Below are 26,535 nucleotides of genomic sequence, written 5' to 3'. Positions count from 1 at the left end.
TAATTGGAATGCATGCCGTGATCATAGAGGCGCCGGGCGCGACGGGCCATTAGCCGAACGGTGCAAGAGCCACAAGGCCATCCCGTCCAGGCCCTCCATCGGCGGCCAAGCGCTAGGGTCCGCTTGCAATTTTTCCTTGCATGACCAACGCTTAAGAATATTGACTACGAATACTGAGACCGATATCGGCATGCAGACGCCATTACCGTCGGCCCTTTCTTTTTCCAACATCGCCCTGTTTCTCGATTTCGACGGCACCTTGGTGCCCATCGCATCGCACCCGGATGCCGTCATGCTGCCGCTTCGACAGCGCCGCTTGCTAAGCATCCTGCAGACCCAACTAGAGGGCGCCGTGGCCGTTATCAGCGGCCGCCGCCTGGCCGATCTGGAGCGCCTAACGGCGCCTCTGCCGCTAACCCTCATAGGTTGCCACGGCGCGCAGAGACGCGACGGTGATGGCGCCCGACACGCCGAGCGGCTCGAACCCGAGGCCGTGGCGTATCTGGGTGCTTTCCTGGCCGAATTCACACAACAACATCCCGGCACCGTATTCGAGGACAAAACGTACGCCTTCACTCTCCACTACCGTCAGGCGCCCCAGTACGAACGGGCCTGCCGAGACACGATGACACGCCTTTGGCAGGCCTACCGCGACACCTACCAACTCACCGAGGGCAAGTGCCTGCTGGAGCTTCGTCATCATGCGTGCCACAAGGGGCGTGCCGTGCAGAAACTGCTCGATACGCCACCCTTTCAGCAGCGCATCCCACTGTTCATTGGCGACGACCGCACGGACGAGGACGCATTCCCCGTCGTCAATGCCCACGGCGGCTTCTCCGTGCGCGTCGGTGAAGCCGCGCAGAGTCAAGCCACGTATCGCCTGGATAGCATTGAGGAGGTTTTATCATGGTTGGAACATCAGACAAGGAGCATGCCACCCTAACGCAAGACCCGACACTCGAGTTGGGTGTGGTGGGCAACTGCCAAGTCAGCGGCTTGATCGACGACCAATCGCGTATCGTCTGGTTCTGTTTTCCACGCCTGGATAGCGCACCGATGTTTTCGCGCCTGGTGGATACGCAGGATTATGGCTACTTTGCCATCGAGGTCGAGAACCGCGTCGCCAGCCATCAGTACTACGTTCGCAACACCGCTATCTTATGCACGGAAATCGACGATGCCGACGGTGGCCGGGTACGCATTACCGACTTTTGCCCCCGTTTTCTACAATTCGGTCGAGAATTTCATCCCACATCGCTTTGCCGTCGCGTCGAGCGACTCGCTGGCACGCCGGTCATCCGCATGCGAATGCGCCCGGTACAAGGCTACGAGGCCATCCCCCCCGACACGACCCACGGTAGCCATCATGTACGCTACCTGTGCCAGGACGGTGTGGTGCGCTTGACCACGGACGCTTCGATCACCCATATCCAGCAGGAATCGGCTCACGCTCTGGATCGCCCGCTACACTTCTTGCTGGGCCCCGACGAGAGCCTGACCACCTCACCCGCGCGCCTCTACAACCACTATTGCGAAGAAACGCGTCGCTATTGGCATGACTGGGTGAGCCGGCTGGCTGTGCCCTTCGAATGGCAGGATGCGGTCATTCGTGCCGCTATCACGTTGAAACTCAGCACCTTCGACGACACCGGCGCCGTCGTCGCCGCCATGACCACATCGATTCCCGAAGCCGCGAACACCCAGCGTAACTGGGATTACCGTTACTGCTGGCTACGCGATGCGTACTTCGTGGTGCATGCACTCAACCGGCTCGGCGCGACAGGGACGATGGAAAACTTCCTGCACTACATTATCGATCTCGTCGTCGGTACCCAGCATCACCAGCTGCAGCCGCTGTATGGCATCGGTGGCGAGACCGTCCTAGACGAACACGCCATGGAAAAACTCGCCGGCTATCACGGCATGGGGCCAGTGCGCGTGGGCAACGCGGCCTATTTACAAAATCAGCATGACGTCTACGGCGCCGTCATCCTGGCCGCTAACCAGGTCTTCTTCGATCAGCGTCTCGAGGAGGTCGGCAACGAGACGCTATTCCGGCGCCTCGAGCCCCTGGGCCGCTTGGCCGCCGAATGTTACGACCGGCCGGATGCCAGCATTTGGGAATATCGCGGCCGTGAGCGTGTGCATACTTACTCGGCTATCATGTGCTGGGCGGCCTGCGACCGGCTGGCCAAGATCGCCGCGCAGCTCGATCTGGACAGCGCCGCGCGGCACTGGCGCGATACCGCCGATACCATGCATCGCACCATCTGCACCGAATCCTGGAACGAGACGCAAGATTTCTTCGCCGAGAGTTTCGGCGGCGAGGGCCTGGATGCCAGCCTGTTGCTCATCAACGAGCTTGGCTTCCTGCCCGCCAGCGACCCGCGCTTCGTCGCCACCGTCAAGGCGATCGGCCGACATTTGCGGCGTGGCAACCACCTCTTTCGCTACGTCGCCGACGATGATTTCGGGGCGCCCGAAAACGCCTTCAATATCTGCACTTTCTGGTATATCGACGCGCTCTGGGCGATCGGTGATCACACCGAAGCCAGGCGGCTGTTCGAGGAGCTGCTGGCATGTCGCAACAAGGTCGGGCTACTCTCAGAGGATCTCGACCCCAACAGTCATCAGCTATGGGGCAACTTCCCGCAAACCTACAGCATGGTGGGGCTGATCAACTCGGCGCTGCACCTCAGCAAGAGCTGGGAGGAAGCGCTATGAAAGACCTTGTCGTGGTCTCTAACCGGGTATCGATCCCCGAGGCCGGACGCTCACAGGCAGGCGGCCTGGCGATGGCGCTCAATAGCGCCCTCGCCCGCCATGGGGGCATGTGGTTCGGTTGGAATGGCGAGATTTGCCATGACTCTTCTCCACAACCGACGCAGACACGCCGCAACGGCATTACCTACGCCACCTTGCCGCTGAACGCGGAGCAGCACGATAACTATTACCTGGGTTTCTCCAACGAAGTGCTGTGGCCGATCTTTCACTTCAATCTGGGCGCCATGAAATTCCAACGCCGCCATGCCCAGGTCTACTACGCGACCAACCTGCATTTCGCCGAGAAACTCAGCACGCTGCTCACCGGCGACGAGCTCATCTGGGTACACGACTACCACCTGATCCCCCTTGGTGAAGCCCTGCGGCGCCAGGGGAGCCACGCCCCGATGGGTTTCTTTCTGCACATTCCCTTTCCCAGCGCCGAGCTGTTGCGCTGTATTCCCGGACATCGCGACTTGCTGGCAAACTTCTTCGCTTACGACTTGCTGGGATTCCAGACGCCCCAAGACCTCGAAACCTTCTGCCACGCCGCGATCCGCATCCTCGGGGCCAAGCGCAGTGACAATGTGCTGCGCTACGGCGACCGACGCCTGAAACTCGGCATCTATCCCGTGGGCATCGATGTCGACACACTGCAACGCGAGGCACAGCACAGCGAAACCAAGCAAGCCGTCCGTCAGCTACGCGCCTCGTTGGGCGGCTGTGCGCTGATCGCCGGCGCCGACCGGCTCGACTATTCCAAGGGACTCGGCGAACGCATGCTCGCCTTCGAGCATCTGCTCGACGACTACCCCCAATACCGGCGCCAGGTACTCTATACGCAAGTCGCAAGCCCTTCGCGAAGTGCCATCGCTGAATACGACGACCTTCGCCAGCAGCTCGAATCCCAAGCCGGCCACATCAACGGCCTGCATTCCGATCTCGATTGGGTGCCAGTGCACTATATCAACAAGACTTATCCGCGCACCGCCCTCATGGGGCTCTTTCGCGCCGCCCAGGTGGGTCTTGTCACACCGCTGCGCGATGGCATGAACCTGGTATGCAAGGAGTTCGTCGCGGCCCAGGACAGCCGCAACCCCGGCGCGCTGGTGCTCAGTGAACTCGCCGGCGCCGCGCATGAGCTCGAGGGCGCCTTGCTGGTCAACCCCTACGACCCGCATGCCATCGCAGAAGCGCTCGATCAAGCACTGCAGATGCCATACGAAGAGCGTTGCCAACGCCATGCCAGCATGCTGGCTAGCGTCCGCTGCAATGACCTGACGCGCTGGTGGCAGCGTTTCTTGGACGATCTCGGGTATGCCGTATCGGGTTGAAATCCGCCGCTTAGATTTCGCCTAACGGTTGAAAGGCGATGCATAACCACGTATTTTGATTGAACAATCAATTAATAAAAATATGATTTCATTCCATCGGTAGCTACGTGACGCATGCCTCCAACGGAGCGTGACACGCAACCAAGACAGTCACGTCTCCCGCGAACATCTCGGCAGCGGCCAGAGATCCGCTGCCAAGGAGCTCGCATGGGTAGGTCGTGTTCACGACGGCGGCGCGCGGCCAGACCACATCTTGACTCGGCCCTAGTAAAAGAACGCGCCTCTCGTCTCGCTACCGTCGTGCTTACACAACTAGAGGATTGCTCATGCATCCACAACACACCGACGACGTCAGCCGCGACCGCCTCAATCCGGTGGTCTTCTACGGTTCGGTGATTGGCATCGTGCTCTTCGCGCTCTGGACGATGTTTTTCACCGACTCGGCCAGCGGCATCATCAACGCCATTCTGGGCTGGATTTCCAACACCTTCGGTTGGTATTACTTCCTCGCCGTGGTTGCCTACTTAGTGTTCGTGATCGGCATTGGCCTGTCACGTTTCGGCAAGATCAAGTTGGGGCCCGATCACTCCAAGCCCGACTTCAACATGGCCTCCTGGGCGGCGATGTTGTTCTCGGCAGGGATCGGCATCGACCTGTTGTTTTTCTGTATCGCCGAACCGGTAACCCAGTTCCTAACGCCTCCCGAAGGTGAAGGCAACACGATAGAAGCCGCGCGGCACGCCATGCAGCTAACGTTCCTTCACTGGGGACTTTCCGGATGGGGCATTTACACGTTGGTGGGCATGTCGCTAGCGTTCTTCAGCTACCGGCATAATCTGCCGCTGACCATCCGCAGCGCGCTCTATCCCATCTTCGGCAAGAAAATCCATGGTCCCATTGGGCATACCGTGGATATCGCCGCGGTGCTGGGCACGGTCTTCGGTATCGCTACCAGCCTGGGAATCGGGGTCATCCAGCTCAACTTCGGCCTCAGCTACATGTTCTCGATTCCCGAGAATACCCTGGTGCAAGCGGCGTTGGTGATCATGATCGTATTCTTCGCCACGGTGTCCGCCGTCACCGGGGTAGAGAAAGGCATTCGCCGCCTATCCGAGTTCAACATGCTGCTGGCCCTGTTGCTGTTGCTGTTCGTACTCTTCAGCGGCAAGACCTTGTTCCTGCTCAACGTGCTGGTGCTCAACGTCGGCGACTACTTTTCCGACTTCATCAGCCTCTCGATGAATACCTACGCCTTCGATCCGCCCTCTGCTTGGCTCAATGGCTGGACCCTGTTTTTCTGGGCCTGGTGGATTGCCTGGGGGCCTTTCGTGGGTCTTTTCCTGGCACGTATCTCGCGCGGCCGCACGATTCGTGAATTCGTGGCCGGCACGCTCATTCTGCCGTTGGTCTTCATGATGGCGTGGATGTCGATCATGGGGAACAGCGCCATCGACATGGTCATGAACGGGGCCACAGATTTCGGGGATGCGGCGATGAACACGCCGGCTTCGTCCATCTATCTGTTCCTCGAATCCTTGCCGCTGACCGGAATTACCACGCTGGTCACGACCATTCTGGCCATCGTTTTCTTCGTCACGTCGGGAGACTCCGGGGCATTGGTTCTCTCCAACTTCACCTCCAAGCTCAAAGACGTGAACAGCGACGCACCGATCTGGATGCGCATCCTATGGGCCTGCGTGATTGGCTTGCTGACGCTAGCGTTGCTCATGGCCGGTGGCTTGTCGGCCCTACAGAGCGTGGTGGTCATCACCGGCCTGCCCTTCTCCATCGTGCTGTTCTTTATGATGGCGGGCTTGCTCAAGGCGCTGCGTGTGGAAGGTCTCAAAGAGGACAGCCATCGCTCCAGCCTCGCCGGGCACCTTTCCAGCCGCACCGGTGGCGGCGAGCGCGCGCCGCGCGGTTGGCGCCAACGCCTCAGCCGAGCGATGAGTTTCCCGGGCGACAAGCAGGCACGACGCTTCCTCGATGAAGTGGCCAAACCGGCCATGCAGGAAGTCAGTCAGGCCATCGGCCAGGAAGGCGTCAACGTCGAGGTCGAAGAGAAGGAAGGCGACGAAGCGCATCTTGCACTCAATGTAAGCCTCGGCGACGAGCAGAACTTCACCTATCAGATCTGGCCGCGCCGTTTCGCCACCCCCTCGTTCGCACTTCGCGCCCAACAGGATAATGCCCATTACTATCGCCTAGAGGTCTATCTGCTCGAGGGCAGCCAGGGCTACGACCTGATGGGCTACAATAAAGGGCAGGTGATCGAAGACATTCTCGATCAGTACGAACGTCATCTCCACTTCCTGCACATGAACCGGCAAGCGCCGGGGACCGTGGCCATGCCCGACAGCACTGAGCAACCGCCGGCATGATCTAGGCAACCGCCACACCGACCCATTAGGGGCGCATCGCCAGATGCGCCCCTTTTTATTAGTTCTTCGCAGATCAGCGTGAGACAGGACCTATGAGGACAAGCAGGATGGAGAAACGACTGTCAGCTCGATCAAGCACAGAGGCAAGCTACCAGCAGTATTGAAGCGTACTTAATTGGCGATGATCCGTGTAGTCGACCTGCCATGCTCACCGCTATCGGGAACAAGTTCCTCCCACAAGGACAAGCTAACTGGCAGGGACTGTGGGAGCGAACTTGTTCGCGATGATCTATGCCGCATTTCCTGGCAAAGTGCAATGAACCTTATGGCCCCCTTGCATTGGCGCCCTCGCTGGCGGGCACGTCTGGCAAGCGGCATATCAAGATGCCACTTTCTCTTCGACCGGCATGGCAGAGGCACCCGGTTTGATGACGGCATACGCTACCCCGGCGATCACCGCGCCCACCGCGATGGACACGAGATACAGCAGCGCCAGGTTGACCGCGTGGGGAATCAGCAACACGAAGAGCCCACCATGCGGTGCCATCAACTGAATACCGAAATACATCGACATGGCCCCGGTCACGGCACCGCCGACGATGCATACCGGCAACACACGCAGCGGGTCTTTGGCGGCGAAGGGGATCGCGCCTTCGGTAATGAAGCAAAGCCCCAACACGAAGGCCGCCTTGCCCCCCTCGCGCTCGGTCGTATCGAACTTGCGCTTGGCCAGCATGCTAGCGATCCCCATCGCCAGTGGCGGCACCATCCCCGCCGCCATGATGGCCGCCATCGGCGCATAGGTCTCACTCGACAGCAGCCCCACACCAAAGGTATACGCCGCCTTGTTGACCGGCCCGCCCATGTCGACGCACATCATCCCGCCGAGCAACATCCCCAGCAGCACGGCGTTGGTCGAGCCCATGCCGTTGAGGAAATTGGTCAACGCATCAAGCAGCCCCGCCACCGGCGTGCCGATCACATAGATCATCACCAGACCGGTAAACAAGCTCGCCAGCAGGGGAATGATCAGAATCGGCTTGAGCGATTCCACGCTCGCCGGCAGCTTGAGATACCGGGTAATGGCCTTAGCGGCGTACCCCGCTAGAAAACCAGCGAGAATGCCGCCGATGAACCCAGCGCCTATATTGCTGGCAAGCATCCCCCCAATCATGCCGGGTGCAATCCCCGGCCGATCGGCGATGGAATAGGCGATATAACCGGCGAGCACCGGCACCATCAAGGCGAAGGCGGCATCACCACCGATCTGCATCAAGGCCGCCGCCAGCGTCCCTTCTTCCTTGAAGGCCTCGATGCCGAACACGAACGACAGCGCGATGCACAAACCACCGGCGACGACCATGGGCAGCATGAACGAGACACCCGTCAGCAGGTGCTTGTAGACCCCTTTTTCCTTGACGCTCTTGCCCTTGCCGGCGGTTTTTTCAGCGGACCCGGTAGCGCCGCCACCCTGGCGCTCCACAGCGGCTTCGGCGAGGGCTTCCTGAACAGTCTGCCGGGCCTTTTTGAGCGCATTACCCGTGGACGTGCGATAGATACGCTTGCCCGCGAAACGCTCATCGTCGACTTCGATATCGCAGGCCAGCAACACCACATCGGCGGCGGCGATATCCGCCTCAGTCAGTTGGTTCTGTGCTCCCACCGAGCCCTGGGTCTCGACACGCATATGATGCCCCAGGCTACGCCCGGCGTCTTCCAGTGCCTCGGCCGCCATGAAGGTATGCGCGACGCCGGTCGGACAAGCCGTCACCGCCACGATGCGCTGCCCCTTGTCCGCCTCTGGGGCCGCGCTGGTGGCGACACTCGCCGCATCACCACTGTAAGGAGCGGCCTCGCGCTCGGCGCGTGAGAGGAACGCATCCGGGTCGGGCAGCGCCTCGGCGATGGGCGCTTGGAACAAACGCTTATCCACGAAACGCGACGCCTCCGGCACATGGTCGGCGGCCACGATCACCAGGTCGGCATCGCACACGTCCGCCTCGGACACCGGCTGCGGCGGCTCGAGCTCGCCATGCATTTCCACCGTGGCCTGCCAACCGCGACGCTGGGCGGCCTGCTCAAGGCGTCGAGCGGCCAGGAACGTCGTCGCCACACCACTCGGGCAGGCCGTGATCAGGATCGCTTTCATGAGTCCTCCCTCGCGTTATCGTCGAGCCGATGCACGCACGTGTTTTGTTGGAGTTGCTCTAGGTCCGAGGCATGCAAATCGCCCACCCCGACATGACGAACCGCCTCGGCGGATAGTGCCGTCGCCAGGCGTAAGGTGACCTCAGCAGTGAGATCTGCGAGCCGGCCGTGGAGCATTGCCGCCAGCAACGTATCGCCGGCGCACACCGTGCTTGCGACCTCGACACGCGGCGGCGTAGCCTGCCAGCTGCCTTGCGGCCCCACCCACAACATGCCTTCGCCGCCCAACGACACCAGGGCATGCTCGATGCCTGACGCATGCAAGCGTGTGGCAGCGGCCAGGCGCGACGCAGCGTCTTCCAGCGGCTCACCCGCCCACTCGGCCAATTCCGTCTCGTTGGGCTTGACGGCACTGGGCGTGGCGGCAATCGCGGCGTTCAACGCCGCGCCGCTGGTATCCACCCAGACCGGCAGGTCACGCGCACGCAGCCAGCGAATCAAGGTGCCCAGATCGCCGGGCGTGACGCCGGGTGGCAAGCTACCGGCAATCACCACCGCATCGGGCCGTGTCGCGGCGTCCGCCACTCGTGCCTCGAGCGCACGATACAGCGCCGCCAGGTCATCACTCGTGACCTCGAGACCAGGGCCATTGATATCGGTGATGCGTCCCTGAGCCTCGGCCACCTTGGCATTGATACGCGTGTCACCGGGCAAGCGCAGGAAGGCGTCCTCGAGCCCCCAGTTGGCAAAGGCACGCACGAAGGCGCCATCGTTGTCGGCGCCCAGAAAGCCCGAGACCGCTACCTCATGGCCCAGCGCCGCTAGTACACGGGCAACATTGACCCCCTTACCCGCCGCTTCGAGATGGGTAGCATCGGTGCGATTGACCGCCCCCAGGGTCAGCGCGGGCAAACGAATCGCCAGGTCCAGCGCAGGATTGAGCGTCAATGTCAGCACGCGCGCCATCAGAGGGCCTCCAGCGCTTCGCGTACGGCATCGCTGGTCGACTGGCGCAGGGCCATATCGGCATGATGACGCGCGGTCTCTAGGGTCAGCTCACGCAGCCGCGCCTTGACCATCGGCACCTGCCGCGCCGAGACCGAAAGCTCATCGACACCCAGCCCCACCAACACGGGAACCGCCTGGGCGTCGCTGGCCAGTTCGCCGCATACGCCGACCCATTTGCCCTGGGCGTGCGCCGCATCGACGGTCATGCGGATCAGCGCCAATACGGCGGGATGCAGCCCATCGGCCTGGGCCGAGAGCTCGGCATGACCGCGATCGATGGCCAGGGTGTACTGGGTCAGATCATTGGTACCGATGGAGAAGAAATCGACCTCGGCGGCCAGGCTCGGTGCCAACAGCGCGCACGAGGGAATCTCGATCATCACCCCCAGTTGCACGTCGCCAGCCTTCACCTCGGCCTGCACGCGATCGAAGATCTCGCGAGCGGCGCGGAACTCGGCGATGTCCTTGACCATCGGGAACATGACCCGCAGCGGCCGATCGCCGGCGGCAGTCAGCAGGGCACGCAGTTGCGTCTCGAGCACCTCGGGGCGGGTCAGCGCCAAGCGAATGCCCCGCAAACCGAGGAAAGGGTTATCTTCTTGGGGCAGCGGCCAGTACGGCAAGGGCTTGTCACCGCCGACATCCAGCGTGCGGGCGACCAGCGGGCGCCCGTCGAGCGCGTCGATGGCCTGGCGATATTCGGCGATCTGGGTGTCCAGATCCGGCGCTTCGGGGTGCGCCATGAATACGAACTCGGTACGCAGCAGCCCCACGCCCTCGGCGCCGCGTTCGACGGCATCCGCCGCGTGAGCCGTGTTGCCCAGGTTGGCGGCGACCTCGACACGATGGCCATCCTGCGTGCGCGCTTCCTCATGCCGCGCAGCATAGGCCTCACGCTCGCGCATCTCGTGCTCCTTCAAGCGCAGCTCGGTACGCGACCGGCGCTCATCGGAGGGTGCGGGAATCACGCGGCCACGCTCGCCATCGACGATGACATCAATGTCATTGGTCAGCGTCAGTACGCGTTCGCCAGCGCCCACCACGGCAGGAATACCCAGCGCGCGGGCGAGAATCGCACTGTGCGAGGTGGCGCCGCCACGCGCAGTGACCAGACCCCGGACCTTGCTGGTATCCAGCCGCGCCACGTCGGACGGGCCGACATCGTCGGTGACCAGCACGTAGGGCGTTTCCGGCGGCGTGGGCAGGCGCACGCCGCACAGAATCCCCAGCACGCGGCGGCCGACGTCACGCAGGTCGGCGGCACGCTCGGCAAGCAGCCGATCGGCGAGGTTTTCCTGTGCGCGGGCGGCGGTGTCGATGGCCGACCACCATGCCGCCTCGGCGCTCATGCCGGTATTCAGCGATTCGTGCGCCGCTTCACGCAGCTCGGGGTCGTCGAGCATTTCCTCGTGCATCGACAGTATCTCGGCGACCTCCCCACCCTGAGCAGTCCGCACCAAGGCACGAAGTTGCTCGGCGGCTTCTCGGATCGCGGCATCGAGACGGACCAGTTGCGCAGCGCTATCGCCGCGACGAGTTTCATCGAGACCGTCGGCCCGTTCGGGGTACTCGAATCTCGGCGTACGCATCACGAAGGCCGGCGCGATGGCCAGCCCCGGTGACGCCGACACGGCGGGATGCGCGACGTCGTCTTCCAAGGGCGCGGGAAGGCTCTCATCCTCGGCAGTGGGCGCCTCGAACGACGTCTCCTGAAGCGGCGTCACGTGCTCGCCGAGGCCCTCCCTGACGGCCGCGACGAGAGCTTCCAGCGCCTCGCTGGCGCCCTCGCCTTCGGCGGAGAACACCAGCGTCTGGCCGCGTCGCGCACCCAATCCGATGACCTTGGTCAGACTCGCCGCCGAGACCGCCTCGGCACTACCCTCGAGCAAACGCACTTTGACCGGCATGGCCTGGCGCCGGGCAACCTGCACCAGCTGCTTCGCCGGACGCGCATGCAGGCCATGGGCATTGAGTACCGTTGCGCGCGCCGTATCCGCCTCGGCGGACTCTCCCGACAAGCGCGCCAGTAACGTCGCCGCGTCGGCATCGGCGAGACTCTCCCCATCGCCGGCATCCAGCAGGCTACCCAGGCGTTCGAGCAAACCGCGATGCGCATCACCTTGCGCCGCCAGACAGAAGACCGCATTGACCGGCCCCTTGGGGCCCGAGAAAGCCTGCTCCGGCGTGGCCACGCCCAGCGTCGGCGTGATGACGCCCTGGGCACTGCTCACCAGCCATAATCCCTGGCCCAGCGCTACCGGCTCCAGCGTGTTGATCTCGGCCACGAAGCTGCTATCCACGCTGCCCACCTGGCGCAAGCGCGCCGCGGCGGCCAGCGCTAACTCGAAGCGGTCGCGCGCGGGGAACCCCAGGCACAGCGTATCGGCATCCAGACGCGCCTCGACCGGTGCTTTGGACAACAGCGTAATGATCTCTTCGCGGCTGTCGGCAGCCGCCAGACGCTCAGCTACGCCATCGCGATCAAGCACGTGCGTCAACTGGCGCAGAATATCGAGATGCTCGTCGCTCTGCGCGGCGATGGTCACCAGCAGCGTCACCCGCTGGCCATCGTGCCACTCTATGCCCTGCGGGAATTGCAGTACCCGCACGCCGGTGGTCTTGACGTGTTCGCGACTCTCGGGAGTGCCGTGAGGAATGGCAATACCATTGCCCAAGTAGGTCGACGACTGCGCCTCACGCGCGTGCAGGCCGTCACGGTAACCGGGCGCCACACGACCGGCCTCGACCAAGGCATCGCCAGCCTGATTCAAGGCATCGCGCCAATCATCGGCGTGCCGGTCGAGTAGAACGTCTTCGCTTGTCAGTGTCAGCATGGATATCTCCAGAATGCCGCCGGAACGGAGCCGTCCGTCCCCCGGGTAAGGCCAACGATCACGCCCGACGTGGCACCGCCTATAAGAATGAGCACCGTCGAACCGGAACATGCCGACGATTGGAAGCCGACCATCCGGCGTTCGCAGATGACGGGCTGAATCGTGTCAGCTATCTTAGGAGCAATGCTGAAACGTTCACTACGATTTATCAAGCCACACGGGACTAGACCTTCGCAGGGGCGGACAAGCAAGACCGCCTACCAGCCTCTAGAATAGGCGCTTTTGTATCGTCGGCTCATTCAAGGAATGCACCCATGACTCTCGCAGAAATCGCTCGACTGGCGGGCGTCTCGCGTACCACGGCAAGTTACGTGATCAACGGCCAGGCCGCCGAGCGGCGCATCCGGCCGGAGACAGTGGCGCACGTCATGGCCGTGGTCGCCAAGCATGACTACCGTATCGATGCTCAGGCGGCGGCGCTGCGCCGGGGCGCGAGTCGCACGTTGGGATTCATCGTGCCGGACCTGGAAAACACCAGTTACGCCCGCCTGGCCAAACGTCTAGAGAATGGCGCGCGCCGTCTGGGCTACCAGTTGCTGATCGCCGGCTCGGACGATGACCCGGACACCGAACGCGAGCTAGCGCGAGCCTTGCGCGCCCAGCGCTGCGATGCCCTTATCGTCGCTAGCAGCCTGGCCATGGACGACCCCTTCTATCCCGACCTAATGGCGAGTGGTCTGCCGATCATTGCCCTCGACCGCGCCCTCGACCCTGAACGCGTAGTCTGTGTGGTCAGTAACAACCATCAGGCCGCCGGCGCACTGACGCGTTCGGTGCTAGACGCCGAGGTCGCTCGCATTGCTTGGCTGGATGCAGTGCCAGAGCTGTCGATCAGCGTGGAACGGCGGGCAGGCTTTCTGGAGACGGTTCGCGAGGCATCCCTCGACAGTCCGATATTGCTCAGCGGCGCGCGCTACGACCGTGCCACCGGCGCGGCGCTCATGCGTCGCCTGATCGACGAGCACGGCATGCCCGACGCTCTCGTTACTGCGTCCTATGTGCTACTCGATGGCGTCTTCGATGTTCTGCTCGAACAAGGGGGGCTACCCGAAGAGCTGCGTCTGGCGACATTCGGCGACGACCGCCTACTGGACTTCCTGCCGTTGGCAGTCAACTCCCTGCCCCAGCATCACGACCGCATCGCCGAACTGGCCCTGACCCGCGCCATGCAGGCAGCATCCGGCAATTACCGCCCCGGCATCGACATCATCGAACGCTCGCTGTACGACCGCCGGAGCCTCGAGCGGACGCACGCCCCGACACCTTGAGCGGCGGTGTTGGCCCGGGCGCGAAAAACTGGCCATGCTGTCTTCAGGATTGTCATTCACCCGATGAGGCTCATCATGAAAGAGCAAGAGCTACCACTGCAAGACCGTCGAGACGCCGGTCGGCGCCTCGCCCAGCGCTTACGGGGCCACGTTGACGCTTCGGCTCTCGTACTGGGCCTCCCCCGTGGCGGTGTACCGGTTGCCGCCGAGATCGCTCACGCCCTAGGTATCCCCCTCGACGTGATGGTCGTACGCAAGCTGGGGGTGCCCGGTCACGAAGAATTCGCCATGGGCGCCATCGCCAGCGGTGGCGTACAGGTACTCGACAAGCCCCTTATCCAGCGGCTGGGCGTCGACGCGCGGCGACTCGAATCGGTCATCGACCATGAGCGCCACGAACTCGAGCGTCGCGAACACGCGTTTCGCGGCGACCGAGCTTACCCGTCGCTCACCGGCCGGCAAGTGATACTGGTCGACGATGGCATTGCCACCGGTGCAACCATGCGTGCGGCGATTCGTGCGGTGCGCCGCCTAGGCGCCGAGTACTGCACTCTGGCAGTGCCGGTGGCAGCTCCCGAGAGCCTCGATTCACTGCGCCCCGAGGTCGATCACGTTGTATGTCTGGCAGCGCCGGAACACTTTGCCTCGGTGGGTCAGTGGTACCGGCACTTCGACCAGACCAGCGACGCCGAGGTGAGCGCCTGCTTGCGCAATGCGCGAGACGCTTGATGACGGCATGCAAGCCGCCCGTTATGCTGGTCCCATGACGCCGTCTCACACTCCCCTGCCTGCAGTCCTGGCTGGACCGATCCTGCGCCGCGCACTGCCTGACCGCCTGGTGATCTGGCTGGTCGGGTCGCTTCCGCTCGACCTGACATTGACCTTGTACATCGATGACGCGGACACGCCGAGTCAACGCTTGGCGCTGGATCACTCGTTGTGCCGGCGCTTGCGGGTGGGCACGCACGCCTGGCTGCACCTCATCGACGTGCCGCTCGCCACGCCGCTACCCTGCAACCGCTCGATCGGCTATGACCTGCTCGTGACCGACGACGCCGATGGCAAGACACAAGGTATCGCCGACTGGGCACCGCATCTGCTGCATGACGAGGCGATCCGCCCGAGTTTCGTGCTGCGCTCGCGTTTCGATTCGCTGCTGCATGGGTCGTGTCGTAAACCGCACCATCCTTCCGGGGACGGCCTGGTACGTGCCGATGCGCATGTCGAGGCGATGCGGGGCAGCCCTGAACGCATACCAGCGGTGCTGGTGATGAGCGGCGATCAAATCTATGCCGATGATGTTGCCGGGCCGATGCTGGTCGCCATCCACGCGCTTATTCAGCGACTGGGACTATTCGGCGAGTGTGTGCAAGGCGCCGTGGTCGAGGATGCTGACAGCCTCTACATGCACCCCGATACGTATTATCGTCGGGAGCACTTGCTGCCCGCGTTCGAGGCCAACGAAAAACTGCGCGAGCGCTTCTTCGGTGGTGTCCGCAAGCCGGTCTTCACCACCAGCAGTGCGCACAATCACTTGATCACGCTGGCCGAGGTCATAGCCATGTACCTGCTGACGTGGTCACCAACGCCCTGGACGCTGATCGAGGTGGCACGCCCCGCGCTCGACGATTCCCTGGCCGAAACCTTCGACACTGAGGCCGGGATCATCGCCGCCTTTCGCGAGGGCCTGCCTCGCGCCGCGCGCGTGATGGCCCATCTGCCGACCCTGATGATCTTCGATGACCACGACGTCACCGATGACTGGAACCTGTCCGCAGCCTGGGAGGAAACCGCCTACGGCCACCCGTTCTCGCGACGCATCATCGGCAATGCCTTGCTGGGGTATCTGTTATGCCAAGGATGGGGCAACGACCCCGACGCCTTCCGCTCGCTATGGCCCACGTTGGAGGCGTTATTCGAGCAACGCGACGCCGAGGGGCGCCTCGACTGCCAAGCGCAGGACGCCCTCATCAAGCGCCTGCATGATTTTGACCACTGGCATTATCAGCTTCCCTCCACGCCGCCCCTCGTGGTACTCGACACCCGCACACAACGGTGGCGCAGTGAGCGGCACCGCCATCATCCTTCGGGACTGATGGACTGGGAAGCATTGAGCGAACTCCAACAGACACTGCTCGGACAATATTCGGTGATCGTGGTCTCGCCGGCACCGATGTTCGGGGTGAAGTTGATCGAGGGGATACAGCGCTTATTCACGCTGGCGGGCAAACCGCTGCTGGTGGATGCAGAAAACTGGATGGCCCACCGCGGCGCGGCCAGCGTCATGCTCAATATCTTTCGACATACCCGCACACCCGGCAATTACGTGATCCTCTCCGGTGACGTGCACTATTCTTTTGTCTACGATATCGAGATTCGCCATCGCCAACACGGCCCACGCCTGTGGCAGATTACCAGCAGCGGGCTCAAGAACGAGTTTCCCACGCGTCTACTGGATATATTCGACCGTCTCAACCGCTGGCTGTATGCCCCAGCGTCGCCGCTTAACTGGTTCACCAAGCGTCGACCCATGCACATTCGCCCACGCTACCCGCAAGGGGCCAGCCACGGTGAGCGACTATGGAATCAAGCCGGCATCGGACTGGTCACCCTGGATGCGCAAGGCCGCCCGGTGGATATCGCCCAGTTGGGCACCGACGGCAGCACCACATACTTCCTGACAGACGGCTGACGCCAAACGGCATCAACCAAAGGTCCGACTTACGACAAGGCGCGCGGTGCGGCAGAGCCCCCAACACCGAAAGATGGCGCATGCGCGGCATGCAGCCGTGCGATCAATTGATCCTCAAGCGCGAAGCGCTCGGTTAGGGCCTTGCTCAGGCGCTCTAGCCAGGCCGGCAGACGCGTCACATAATGCTGGCAGCGCGTCGGCGTCGAGTAATCGTTGTCGAACTCCAGCACCATTTGCGTGGACATCTCTAGTCTTTCGAGCAGACGATCGGCCAGGGTCAGGGCGTCTCGGTCATCGAACGCCACCGCCTCGTCGCGCAGCTTCGGATAGACTTCGAAATGTCCCCCACTGATATAGTCCATCAGGGCTTCGCTGAAGGCATCGATGCGCGCTTTGGAAACCGATTCCAGTTCCGCATCGCAGGCCTCGCGCAGCTCCATCAGCGTCACCAGCATGTCATAGCGTTGTTGCAGCCAACGGTCGATGAGCGTGTGCACCCCGCCCCAGCGCTCAAGTACCGTCTTGGTATCTTCCAGCATGATGAGTCTCTCCTGTCATGGCCGCGCGGGCCACTCCCTGACATTGAGGAAAGCGGCTCTCCTGCCGCCTTCCCGCCCTTCAACGGCGGCGAATCACGATACCGGCCAGCATTCCCAATGGGATCAGTAGCAGCACGGCGAACCCCACAAGCGTCCATTGTGGTATCGACATGCCCAACAGCAAGCCGTGTATCTCGGCGCATTCTCCCGAGCCGGAAAGCACTCGCGAGACTACGCTCCACAATGGCAGCACTTCCATCATGTAGTCCAGTCCTGGACCGCAACTGGGCACACTTTCCGCGGGCAAAGACTGCAACCATACATGGCGCGCGGCAACCGCCACGCCCATTGCCGCAGCCAGGGCGCCCAAGCTGGCATAAACGCCGCGCCCGACGCGTCCCGCAGGATTGTGCACCGCACCCACGGCGAAGACGAGCGCCGCAAGCAAGACCGCAATACGCTGCCCGATACACAGCGGACAAGGCGTCAACCCATAGACATATTGCAATACCAAGGCCACGCCCATCATCAGCACGCACATCGCCAGGCCCAGCAAACAGCCTCGACGCACGTTCATCGCGGCCAATCGGGTAATCATCGTCACGTCTCCTCAGGCAATCCGACTAGTATCGTGTGGGGGGGCTTCGCTTCGCTCATGAAAAAGCCTGTGCCGCAGGTGCAGCACAGGCCTTGGACAACGCTTCGACTCACGCGACGCTGAGAGGTTTACCCGCGCGCTCGAAATAATGCGCCAAGAAGGCCGCGAAATCCTCATGATCGGCGCGCTCGATATCGCCTTGCTGCTGATGCGAGGTCTCTACGAGCTGCTCGAACAGCGCCTCGCGCGCCCGATCCATAGGTGCTTCGCGTAACTCGGCCGCCTGTTGTTCGGCCAGGGCACGTGCTTGATCAAGGTATTCGACGCCTTCGTTGACCAGCTGAGCGTAAAGCTGGCCGGACGGCGTCAATTCGGGGTCGTCGAGGCGTGGCGCGAGCGCCGCGAGGGCGTCGCGATGCGGCGTACCCTCCTCATTGGTGTCGAGCAGCTCGGCGACACCATCGAGCTCAGCGAAGATGTCGTGGCCCCAATCGCGCAAATAGCACTGGCGATCGCCGACACTCAGCTTGAGCTCAGGATCACGGCCGCGCTCCACCACCAGGCGGCGGTTGTCGTCGAGGCGGTCGCACTCCTCGTCGGGAATCCATGGGCTCTCGGAGAGTAGACACCACATCAGGAAGGTATCTAAAAAGCGCATCTGCGTTTCGTCGATACCCAAGGGCGTAAAAGGATTGAGATCCAGGCAGCGCACCTCGATGTATTCGACACCACGCGCCTCCAGCGCCTGGGTGGGCGTCTCGTCGTGACGCGCCACGCGCTTGGGGCGGATATCGCTGTAATACTCATTCTCTATCTGCAGAATATTGGCGTTGAGCTGACGCCAGTCGCCATCCACATTGACGCCGAAGCGCTGGTAATCCGGCCACGGAGTGCTGATCGCATGCCGCAGCGTGCCCACGTAGTTGGACAACGAGTTGAAGCAGATCTTGAGCTGCTCCTGCACCTTGTTCTGATAGCCCAGATCGGACATGCGCAGGCTAGTCGCATAACGTCCCGCCAATGTGTGCTCGCCCAGCGCCTCGAGGTGCGCCGGCGCCGGACCGGTCAGGAAGCTGCGATCCAGCGCCGGCGACGCCCCGAACAGGTACAGCAGTAGCCAGCTATGACGGCGGAAGTTACGGATCAGGTCAAAATAGCGGCTGGAGCGATAGCCCTCCAGGCTCTCGCCGTCGCGGCCTTCGAGCTCACGCAGCATCGGCCACAGGTTCTCGGGCAGCGAGACATTGTAGTGAACGCCAGCGATGGACTGCATGATGCGCCCATAACGCACGTCTAGCCCCTTGCGGTAGACGTGCTTCATGATGCCAACGTTGGAGGTGCCGTAATCGGCGATGGTCACGCTGTCATTGCCATCCAGACGGCTCGGCATGCTCGCCGGCCAGATCAATTCGCCATCAAGCTTGCGATAGCTATAGCGCAACAGATCACCGAGAAACGCCAGAGCGTCATCGGGGCGACAATAGACCGGCGTAATGTACTCGAGCAATGCTTCCGAGTAATCGGTGGTGATATAGGGATGCGCGAGCTTGGAGCCCAGGGCATGGGGATGGGGCGTTTGGGCGATGCGCCCGGCGCCATCGACGCGCAAGCCTTCTTTCTCGATGCCGCGGCGCAAACGGCCGAATCGCCCTTGGCGAGCCAGCCCGTGCATGCGCTGAATGGCGGTGGCGAGTGTTTCGGACAAGATAAATTCCCTCACGTCTGGGAAAAGCACGGCTTTTCCCCTGGTGTCACCGGTGGATCGTGTCTTGCCGGCATCGCCGGACGATCTCATGTGTGCGGCTAACGGAAACATCGCCGAGGACAACCCGGCGGATCGTCGGCCCCTGAGCGCGCCGCATTAAAAAACCATTATGGAGGCGGCCGGCCACCTTTCAAGGCAAATCGCGCGCACGAGGCGTTTCACGATTGGTGACGTGCCTTCGCCAATGCTTCGCCGAGTGCCCCGAGACCTTCGCTCGAGGGTTGCGAATCACGCTTGCTGCCCCCGCCACGCTGTCCGCGTGAGCGACGCGGTTCGTCGCCGCTCGAGGCATCACTCGGCGCATCGCCCATGCGCATGGACAATCCGATCCGGGCGCGCTCGAGATCCACTTGCATGACCTTCACTTTGACGATGTCGCCGGCCTTGACCACCTGACGCGGATCCTCGACGAACTTCTCGGAGAGTGCCGAGATATGCACCAGGCCATCCTGATGAACGCCGATATCCACGAACGCCCCGAAGTGCGTGACGTTGGTCACGCTGCCCTCGAGGATCATCCCTGGCTCGAGATCCTTGAGAGTTTCCACGCCTTCGCGGAACTCGGCGGCCTTGAACTCGGGGCGCGGGTCGCGACCGGGCTTGTCGAGCTCCTTGAGAATATCGTTGATGGTAGGCACACCGAAGGTATCATCGACGTAATCGGCCGGATTGAGCGACTTGAGGAAGCTGCTATCGCCGACCACGCCGGCTAGGTCACGCTCATGACGCTGGGCGATGCGATTGACCACCGTGTAAGCCTCGGGGTGCACGGCGCTGGCATCGAGCGGGTTGTCGCCGTCCGCGATACGCAAGAACCCCGCGCACTGTTCGAAGGTCTTGGGCCCTAGCCGGCTGACATCCAGCAACTCGCGACGTGACGCGAAGCGCCCTTTAGCATCGCGCTGGGCAACGATGTTCTCAGCCAGCGTAGGGTTAAGGCCGGAAACACGAGACAGCAAGGCGCCGGACGCCGTGTTGAGTTCAACGCCCACGGCGTTGACGCAGTCCTCGATGACTGCCTCCAGACTACGCGAGAGCTGTACCTGGGAAACATCGTGCTGATACTGGCCGACGCCGATGGACTTGGGCTCGATCTTGACCAGCTCGGCGAGCGGATCCTGCAAGCGCCGGGCGATGGAGATCGCGCCGCGCACGGTGACATCAAGCTGCGGGAATTCGCGTGAGGCGAGCTCTGAAGCCGAATACACCGAGGCGCCCGCCTCACTGACCATTACCTTGGCAAGCGGCCGCGATACCCGCTTGACCACCTCGCCGGCGAGCTTATCGGTCTCACGGCTGGCGGTGCCATTGCCTACCGCGATCAGAGCCACTTCATGCTTATCGATCAGCGCCGCTAGGGTGGCCAGGGACTGGTCCCAGCGCTTTTGCGGCGCGTGCGGATAGATGACGGTGTCTTCCAGATACTTGCCGGTCGCGTCCACGACCACGACCTTGCAGCCGGTACGCAGCCCCGGGTCGATGGCAAGGGTAGCCTTCGCTCCGGCGGGCGCCGCCAACAAAAGATCCTTGAGGTTGGCGGCGAATACCTCGATGGCCTCGCGCTCAGCGCGTTCGCGCAGGCGACTCATCAACTCGGTCTCAAGGTGGGTATAAAGCTTGACCCGCCAAGTCCAGCGCACCACTTCCTTGAGCCAGCGCGAGGCCGGCCGCGTGGCAGTTAACGCCACGCCGACGTGCTTGGCAATGGCGACTTCGGCAGGATGAATCTCGGCGTCTTCCTCGCCCGGTAGACGAATCGCCAACGCCAGCACGCCCTCGTTGCGGCCCCGGAACATGGCCAGCGCACGATGCGAAGGCGCCTTGGCGAATGATTCGTCGTGTTCGAAGTAATCGGAGAACTTCGCGCCTTCCTGCTCCTTCCCACTCATCACACGCGAGACAAGCTGCCCCTCACTCCACAGCCGCTCGCGCAGCTGCCCCACCAGGTCGGGGTCTTCGCTGAACTGTTCCATGAGGATCTGCTTGGCGCCATCCAATGCGGCCTTGGCGTCCTCGATAGCGGGCGTATCGCCTTCTGCGGCACGAACATATTTTGCCGCTTCAGTCTCGGGGTCGAGTTCGGGATTCGCCAAAAGCGCCTCCGCCAACGGTGCGAGCCCCGCTTCCCGGGCGATCTGCGCTTTGGTGCGGCGCTTCTTCTTATAGGGCAGGTAAAGATCTTCGAGACGCTGCTTGGTATCGGCAGCCTGGATCAATGCCGCCAGAGAGTCGGTCAATTTGCCCTGTTCGTCGATGCTGGCAAGCACCGCGACACGGCGTTCCTCCAGCTCACGCAAATAGCGCAGACGCTCTTCCAGCGTGCGTAGTTGAATGTCATCCAGCCCGCCGGTGACTTCCTTACGGTAACGAGAGATGAAGGGCACGGTAGCGCCGTCGTCGAGCAGAGCCACAGCAGCACTGATCTGCTGGGAACGAACGGCGAGTTCTTCGGCGAGCCGAGAAACGATCTTGAGATTGGCGTCCATGATGTCCTTGACGTTCTCCGGGCCGGGCGCGAGACGCTCGGCAAAACCTCGGCCCGCGATAGCGCGGGCCGGCATGTCGAAAGCCGTTTGTCGAAAACGACCTGTCACAGAAGTGGCGACAAGGTATCACAACCGCCGACGCGACGCAGACGGCGCTTCCTTATCCGGCCTCGGCGGGCACGAAACGCAGCGCCAGCCCATTGTTGCACCAGCGCAGGCCGGTCGGCTCGGGGCCGTCCTCGAAGACATGGCCCTGATGCCCGCCGCAGCGCGCGCAGTGGTACTCAGTGCGCGGAATCAGCAGCACGAAATCCAGCTCTGTCAGCAGGTGGCCTTCGATGTGGTCGAAGAAGCTCGGCCAGCCAGTGCCGGAGTCATACTTGGTGCGCGAGGAGAAAAGCGGCAAGTCACAACCGGCACAACGATATTCACCGGCGCGCGTTTCCTGGTCGAGCGGACTGCTACCCGCAGGCTCGGTACCGGCCTCGCGCAGGATATGATAGCGCTCCTCGCTGAGTCGCTCGCGCCACTCGGTATCATCGAGCGTGAGCACCTCGACGTCCGCCCCCCGCTCCAGCGACAACTTGGGACGTGCCAGGACGAAGCTCGGCACCGCACCCAGGATCCCCGCGACCCCCAACCAGCCCAAAAAACGACGACGATGCATGACGTATCCTCCTTGCGATACATAACGGGGAGAGCCGATGGTCGACTCTCCCCGTTAGAGGCAAATTCCACTGAATGGTTCGCTTGGTCAGGGAAGCGAAGGACCGGCGGCGACAATATCCTCGTCGACGCCGTCGAACTTGGCGAAGTTGGCGATGAATTTATCCGCCAACGCCTTCATATGGCGTTCGTAGTCGGCGCTGTCCGGCCATGCCTGGCGCGGATCAAGCAATGTGGAGTCGACGCCCGGCACGGCTACTGGAACGTCCAGGTTCAACCCCTCGATGTGACGCGTCTCGACGTCCTTGAGAACACCGTTCTGGATCGCTGCGATGATGGCACGCGTGGTGGGAATGCTGAAGCGCGAGCCGCCCTCGCCGTAGGCGCCACCGGTCCAACCGGTGTTGACCAGGTACACGCGCGACTCGAAGGCCTCGACGCGCTTGACCAGCAAATCGGCGTACTCGCGCGCCGGACGCGGGAAGAATGGCGCACCGAAGCAAGTCGAGAACGTTGCTTCCAGCCCCTCGGATGCGCCCATCTCAGTGGAACCGACCTTGGCGGTGTAGCCGGATAGGAAGTGATAGGCAGCAGCTTCCTTGGACAATAGCGAAACCGGCGGCAACACCCCGCTCATATCGCAGGTCAGGAAAATGATCGCGTTGGGCTCGCCGGCCAGGTTCTCGGGCACGCGCTTGTCGATGTGCTCGAGCGGATAGGCGGCGCGGGAATTCTGGGTCAGGCTATCATCGCTATAGTCGGGATGGCGGCATTCATCGAGAACCACGTTCTCGAGTACCGTGCCAAAGCGAATGGCCTTCCAGATAAGCGGCTCATTCTTCTCCGAGAGATCGATGCATTTGGCGTAGCAGCCACCTTCCAGATTGAATACGGTGCCCTCACCCCAGCCATGTTCGTCATCGCCGATCAGATAGCGTTCAGGATCAGCGGAAAGCGTGGTCTTGCCGGTGCCCGAGAGACCGAAGAACAGCGTGGTCTCACCATCCTCACCCACGTTGGCGCTGCAATGCATGGGCAGTACGTCTTTCTCCGGCAACAAGAAGTTTTGCACCGAGAACATGGCCTTCTTCATCTCGCCGGCGTAACGCATGCCGGCGATCAATACGCGGCGCCGAGCGAAGTTGAGGATCACCGTGCCGTCGGAATTCGTGCCGTCACGCTCGGGCACGCACTCAAAATGCGGCGCATTAAGGATAGTCCACTCGCTCTTGCCCTTGGGGTTGTAGCCTTCGGGACGCACAAACAGGTTCCGCCCGAAAAGATTGTGCCAGGCGGTCTCGGTGGTGACACGAATCGGCAGGTAATACTCGGGGTCGGCACCGACATGCAATTCGGAGACGAAGTTGTCGCCCTCGGCCAGATAGTCCTCGACGCGCTCCCATAAGGCATCGAAACGCTCGGCGTCGAACGGCTGATTGACGCTTCCCCAGTCGATCAAGTCCGCCGTGGAGGGTTCCTTGACGATGAACCGATCCAAGGGTGAGCGTCCGGTTCGCCGTCCGGTATTCGCCACGAAGGCACCGTTGTCGGCGAGATGGCCTTCACCGCGCGCGATGGCATACTCGATCAACGCAGCGCTGCTTAGATTGGTATGGGTCTGCACGGGACGTGCCTCGTGGGTTGCCGGGGAGGCGGCTGGGGTCGTGGTCATTATCGTGTCCTGGGCCCGAAGGGCGTTTCTCTCTCGTTAACCGATGCTTACTCGCCAGGGCCACCCGGACAATGGATTGCCTCTTGTGAGGACAAGGCGAGACTGAGGGGCCGTCATTATGGCAAAAAGGCTCTGCGCGGAAAACGTCACCAGCACGTTGATGACACCGCACGCACTTGGGCATGACACGCGTCAGATCAATGCAGGGTCGCGGCGCCTGCGCCCGGCGATTCGATCAGGGACTCGATATCGGCGGCACTGAAGCGATAATGGCTATGACAGAAATGGCATTGCGTTTCTACTTCGCCTTGTTCGCGCACGATATTACGCAATTCCTCGGCGCCCAAGCCATGCAAGGCATTGGCGATGCGCTCGCGCGTGCAGGTACAGCCGAAGCGTAGCGCCTTGGGATCGAAGACGCGGGTCTGCTCCTCGTGAAAGAGACGATGGAGTAGCTCGCGTTGCTCAAGATCGAGCAATTCCGTATCACGCAGCGTAGTGGCCAGGTGCACAGTGCGCTCCCAGGCGTCAGGATCGCTATTGGCCTCGTCATCGGGCAGTTGCTGCAGCAGCATTCCCGCCGCACGGCGACCGTCAGCCGCCAACCACAAGCGCGTGGCCAGCTGTTCGGAACGCGCGAAGTAGTCCTCCAGGCAGGCACCCAAGCTATCGGCCTCGACGGCGACAATACCCTGATAGCGCTGGCCCTCGCGGGGGTCGAGGGTGATCACGATCTGCGCCTCGCCGACCAAGGAAGTGAGTGAGGCATTTTCCTCAGGAAGCGCCGCTTCATCGTCGAGACGCGCGATAGCACGCAAGTCGCCTCCGGGATTGGACTCCGCCATCAGCAAACGCACAGGGCCCTGGCCACGGACCTCGAGGCTTACGGTGCCATCGAGCTTGACCGTCTCGGTGAGCAGGGCCACGGCGCTCAGCAACTCGCCGAGCTGACGGCTCACGGCCTGGGGATAGGCATGCTTGTCGAGCACCTCGGCGTAGGCCTGCTGCAGGTTGACGATTTCGCCGCGCACGTTGGTTGCGTCGAAAAGAAAACGTTGGATCTGGTCGGTCATGATGGTTCGTCGTCAGGTTGGGGAAAGCCGAAAGGGATGCCATGGAAGCATTCAGTCATCGAAACCATGGCGCTGGAAGTCCTGAATCGCGCGACGCTGCTTCTTGTCGGGACGGCCATGTGGCCCTTGCATGCTTTGATTAGCCAGGCGCCGATTCTGGGCTTCGCGCTCGCGCCGTGCCAGGCTGGCCGACGTTTCACGGTAGAGCTCGCGGGCCTCGGCGGCGCCACGGCGCTGACCGGAAAGCCCCGTCACTTCGACTTCGAGGGTGTCCCAGCCTTGCGGCACCTTGACCAAGGCGCCGAGCTCGACCGCCTTACTGGTCTTCACGCGCCCGCCATTGTAGTGGACCTTGCCACCTTCAATGGCTTTCTTGGCCAGGCCACGCGTCTTGAAGAAGCGTGCCGCCCATAGCCACTTGTCGATACGGATCGTGTCGCTCATATTTCTCCCTGCATCGCCGCCTCAATACGCGAGAATGCCCCACGAAAGAGACGTGTAACGTGGGCGCCGGAAGGCGACTTTTCAAGGCTGGATGAGGTGTCGTCAACGACGCGCTGCACTCGGCATATCCTGCGGCAAGAGCGTGGCGAAACGCTCGAGGGCGACGAAATTTTCTAGCTCACGCTCGGGTCGTTGACTGTCGGGTTGCTTGATGCCCAGCAGATAGCGAATACCGTATTCACGCGCGCTTTCCAGCACCGCAGGGTTGTCATCGATGAATAAGGTACGCGCGGGCTCGAAGGGTTCGATGTCCTGCAGTGCGAACCAAAACTCTGGAGCTTCCTTGGCGACCCCTACGTCCGCCGACGAGACGATGGCATCGAGATACCCTTCAAGCCCAGTCAACGGCAGCTTGAGCGCCAGGCTTTCACGATCGGCGTTAGTCGCCAGCACGACACGCGGATGCGCTTTTTTAAGCCATTTGAGGAAATCCAGCGCATCGCCACGTAAGCCGATCAAGTGCTGCACTTCACGCTTGAGCGCGATCACATCGACACCCAACTCACGGCTCCAATAGGCCAGGCTGTACCAGTTGAGCGTGCCCTGCTCGCCGATGATACGCGAACGCAGCGTATCGGCGTGATGGGCATCCAACTTGTGCAATTCCACATAGCGCTGCGGCAAGTGTTCCAGCCAGAAATGGCTATCGAAGTGTAGATCCAGCAATGTGCCATCCATGTCGAGCAGCACAGTGTCGATGGCGTTCCAGTCAACCATGATGGGCTCCCGCCAGGGTGGATATCG

Annotated in this window: 19 protein-coding genes; 7 read left to right on the top strand and 12 right to left on the bottom strand. The window is 62.2% G+C overall.

Translation table 11 applies throughout. From position 1 onward, the window contains the following. The first annotated feature begins 190 nt into the window (after positions 1 to 190). From otsB to LUN51_RS02290, 4 genes are all read left to right on the top strand, one after another. Complete coding sequence (gene otsB, locus LUN51_RS02305; protein ID WP_277809959.1) at positions 191 to 943, top strand: trehalose-phosphatase; 753 nt, start codon at positions 191 to 193, stop codon at positions 941 to 943. Continuing rightward, positions 907 to 2,724 carry a glycoside hydrolase family 15 protein gene (locus LUN51_RS02300; protein WP_277809958.1) on the top strand — a complete coding sequence of 606 codons (1,818 nt, stop codon included), beginning with the start codon at positions 907 to 909 and terminating at the stop codon, positions 2,722 to 2,724. The genes otsB and LUN51_RS02300 overlap by 37 nt, the downstream gene beginning before the upstream one ends. Next, on the top strand, positions 2,721 to 4,097 hold the full coding sequence (locus LUN51_RS02295) for an alpha,alpha-trehalose-phosphate synthase (UDP-forming) (RefSeq protein WP_277809957.1): 1,377 nt from the start codon (positions 2,721 to 2,723) through the stop codon (positions 4,095 to 4,097). Before LUN51_RS02300 ends, LUN51_RS02295 begins: the two co-directional genes overlap by 4 nt. Before the next feature lie 326 nt (positions 4,098 to 4,423). Beyond that, positions 4,424 to 6,478, top strand: coding sequence for a choline transporter (locus tag LUN51_RS02290; protein ID WP_277809956.1), 2,055 nt, complete (start codon positions 4,424 to 4,426; stop codon positions 6,476 to 6,478). 379 nt (positions 6,479 to 6,857) lie between these two features. On the opposite strand, the gene fruA is transcribed toward LUN51_RS02290, so the two are convergent. Genes fruA through ptsP form a run of 3 tightly spaced genes read right to left on the bottom strand, consistent with a single transcriptional unit; the run spans position 6,858 to position 12,468 of the window. After that, positions 6,858 to 8,627 (bottom strand): PTS fructose transporter subunit IIBC, encoded by a 1,770-nt coding sequence (fruA, locus tag LUN51_RS02285; protein WP_277809955.1) that lies wholly within the window; start codon positions 8,625 to 8,627, stop codon positions 6,858 to 6,860. After that, on the bottom strand, positions 8,624 to 9,592 hold the full coding sequence (gene pfkB, locus LUN51_RS02280) for a 1-phosphofructokinase (protein WP_277809954.1): 969 nt from the start codon (positions 9,590 to 9,592) through the stop codon (positions 8,624 to 8,626). The genes fruA and pfkB overlap by 4 nt, the downstream gene beginning before the upstream one ends. Next, a complete protein-coding gene (ptsP, locus tag LUN51_RS02275) occupies positions 9,592 to 12,468 on the bottom strand; it encodes a phosphoenolpyruvate--protein phosphotransferase (protein ID WP_277809953.1) in 2,877 nt (958 codons plus the stop codon). Before ptsP ends, pfkB begins: the two co-directional genes overlap by 1 nt. 314 nt (positions 12,469 to 12,782) lie before the next feature. On the opposite strand from ptsP, the gene cra reads away from it, so the two are divergent. The 3 genes from cra (at position 12,783) to LUN51_RS02260 (ending at position 16,488) form a co-directional block, all read left to right on the top strand. Next, a complete protein-coding gene (gene cra / locus LUN51_RS02270; protein WP_277809952.1) occupies positions 12,783 to 13,796 on the top strand; it encodes a catabolite repressor/activator in 1,014 nt (337 codons plus the stop codon). Positions 13,797 to 13,871: 75 nt separating this feature from the next. After that, a complete protein-coding gene (locus LUN51_RS02265) occupies positions 13,872 to 14,525 on the top strand; it encodes a phosphoribosyltransferase (RefSeq protein WP_277809951.1) in 654 nt (217 codons plus the stop codon). A 34-nt stretch (positions 14,526 to 14,559) separates the two neighbouring features. Then, positions 14,560 to 16,488, top strand: coding sequence for an alkaline phosphatase family protein (locus LUN51_RS02260; RefSeq protein WP_277809950.1), 1,929 nt, complete (start codon positions 14,560 to 14,562; stop codon positions 16,486 to 16,488). A 29-nt stretch (positions 16,489 to 16,517) separates the two neighbouring features. On the opposite strand, the gene rsd is transcribed toward LUN51_RS02260, so the two are convergent. From rsd to yrfG, 9 genes are all read right to left on the bottom strand, one after another. Beyond that, complete coding sequence (rsd, locus tag LUN51_RS02255; protein WP_246894030.1) at positions 16,518 to 17,027, bottom strand: sigma D regulator; 510 nt, start codon at positions 17,025 to 17,027, stop codon at positions 16,518 to 16,520. Between the two features lie 79 nt (positions 17,028 to 17,106). After that, the gene (locus LUN51_RS02250; RefSeq protein ID WP_052445019.1) at positions 17,107 to 17,625 is read right to left on the bottom strand and encodes a disulfide bond formation protein B; all 519 of its coding nucleotides are present in this window, start codon (positions 17,623 to 17,625) and stop codon (positions 17,107 to 17,109) included. Between the two features lie 109 nt (positions 17,626 to 17,734). After that, complete coding sequence (gene gshA / locus LUN51_RS02245; RefSeq protein WP_052445059.1) at positions 17,735 to 19,297, bottom strand: glutamate--cysteine ligase; 1,563 nt, start codon at positions 19,295 to 19,297, stop codon at positions 17,735 to 17,737. Between the two features lie 251 nt (positions 19,298 to 19,548). Continuing rightward, on the bottom strand, positions 19,549 to 21,876 hold the full coding sequence (locus tag LUN51_RS02240; RefSeq protein ID WP_277810181.1) for a Tex family protein: 2,328 nt from the start codon (positions 21,874 to 21,876) through the stop codon (positions 19,549 to 19,551). Between the two features lie 160 nt (positions 21,877 to 22,036). Further along, positions 22,037 to 22,543, bottom strand: a complete 507-nt coding sequence (gene msrB, locus LUN51_RS02235; RefSeq protein WP_277809949.1) for a peptide-methionine (R)-S-oxide reductase MsrB — start codon at positions 22,541 to 22,543, stop codon at positions 22,037 to 22,039. An 87-nt stretch (positions 22,544 to 22,630) separates the two neighbouring features. Then, on the bottom strand, positions 22,631 to 24,214 hold the full coding sequence (locus LUN51_RS02230; protein WP_277809948.1) for a phosphoenolpyruvate carboxykinase: 1,584 nt from the start codon (positions 24,212 to 24,214) through the stop codon (positions 22,631 to 22,633). 197 nt (positions 24,215 to 24,411) lie between these two features. Then, the gene (gene hslO / locus LUN51_RS02225; protein WP_277809947.1) at positions 24,412 to 25,287 is read right to left on the bottom strand and encodes an Hsp33 family molecular chaperone HslO; all 876 of its coding nucleotides are present in this window, start codon (positions 25,285 to 25,287) and stop codon (positions 24,412 to 24,414) included. A gap of 51 nt (positions 25,288 to 25,338) precedes the next feature. Then, positions 25,339 to 25,731 carry an RNA-binding S4 domain-containing protein gene (locus LUN51_RS02220; protein WP_075368070.1) on the bottom strand — a complete coding sequence of 131 codons (393 nt, stop codon included), beginning with the start codon at positions 25,729 to 25,731 and terminating at the stop codon, positions 25,339 to 25,341. A gap of 102 nt (positions 25,732 to 25,833) precedes the next feature. Further along, a complete protein-coding gene (gene yrfG, locus LUN51_RS02215; protein WP_277809946.1) occupies positions 25,834 to 26,508 on the bottom strand; it encodes a GMP/IMP nucleotidase in 675 nt (224 codons plus the stop codon). Positions 26,509 to 26,535 lie beyond the last annotated feature (27 nt).

This window comes from Chromohalobacter canadensis, assembly GCF_029544075.1.
Taxonomy (GTDB): domain Bacteria; phylum Pseudomonadota; class Gammaproteobacteria; order Pseudomonadales; family Halomonadaceae; genus Chromohalobacter; species Chromohalobacter canadensis_A.
This window is presented reverse-complemented; position numbering and strand designations above follow the sequence as displayed.

Coding starts and splice junctions, on each gene's coding strand:
- pfkB (WP_277809954.1), bottom strand. CDS start 9,592: ATGGCGCGCGTGCTGACATTGACGCTCAATCCTGCGCTGGACCTGGCG.
- otsB (WP_277809959.1), top strand. CDS start 191: ATGCAGACGCCATTACCGTCGGCCCTTTCTTTTTCCAACATCGCCCTG.
- cra (WP_277809952.1), top strand. CDS start 12,783: ATGACTCTCGCAGAAATCGCTCGACTGGCGGGCGTCTCGCGTACCACG.
- LUN51_RS02265 (WP_277809951.1), top strand. CDS start 13,872: ATGAAAGAGCAAGAGCTACCACTGCAAGACCGTCGAGACGCCGGTCGG.
- LUN51_RS02290 (WP_277809956.1), top strand. CDS start 4,424: ATGCATCCACAACACACCGACGACGTCAGCCGCGACCGCCTCAATCCG.
- rsd (WP_246894030.1), bottom strand. CDS start 17,027: ATGCTGGAAGATACCAAGACGGTACTTGAGCGCTGGGGCGGGGTGCAC.
- msrB (WP_277809949.1), bottom strand. CDS start 22,543: ATGCATCGTCGTCGTTTTTTGGGCTGGTTGGGGGTCGCGGGGATCCTG.
- LUN51_RS02260 (WP_277809950.1), top strand. CDS start 14,560: ATGACGCCGTCTCACACTCCCCTGCCTGCAGTCCTGGCTGGACCGATC.
- LUN51_RS02240 (WP_277810181.1), bottom strand. CDS start 21,876: ATGGACGCCAATCTCAAGATCGTTTCTCGGCTCGCCGAAGAACTCGCC.
- LUN51_RS02250 (WP_052445019.1), bottom strand. CDS start 17,625: ATGATTACCCGATTGGCCGCGATGAACGTGCGTCGAGGCTGTTTGCTG.
- LUN51_RS02295 (WP_277809957.1), top strand. CDS start 2,721: ATGAAAGACCTTGTCGTGGTCTCTAACCGGGTATCGATCCCCGAGGCC.
- LUN51_RS02300 (WP_277809958.1), top strand. CDS start 907: ATGGTTGGAACATCAGACAAGGAGCATGCCACCCTAACGCAAGACCCG.
- gshA (WP_052445059.1), bottom strand. CDS start 19,297: ATGCACGGGCTGGCTCGCCAAGGGCGATTCGGCCGTTTGCGCCGCGGC.
- yrfG (WP_277809946.1), bottom strand. CDS start 26,508: ATGGTTGACTGGAACGCCATCGACACTGTGCTGCTCGACATGGATGGC.
- LUN51_RS02230 (WP_277809948.1), bottom strand. CDS start 24,214: ATGACCACGACCCCAGCCGCCTCCCCGGCAACCCACGAGGCACGTCCC.
- hslO (WP_277809947.1), bottom strand. CDS start 25,287: ATGACCGACCAGATCCAACGTTTTCTTTTCGACGCAACCAACGTGCGC.
- fruA (WP_277809955.1), bottom strand. CDS start 8,627: ATGAAAGCGATCCTGATCACGGCCTGCCCGAGTGGTGTGGCGACGACG.
- LUN51_RS02220 (WP_075368070.1), bottom strand. CDS start 25,731: ATGAGCGACACGATCCGTATCGACAAGTGGCTATGGGCGGCACGCTTC.
- ptsP (WP_277809953.1), bottom strand. CDS start 12,468: ATGCTGACACTGACAAGCGAAGACGTTCTACTCGACCGGCACGCCGAT.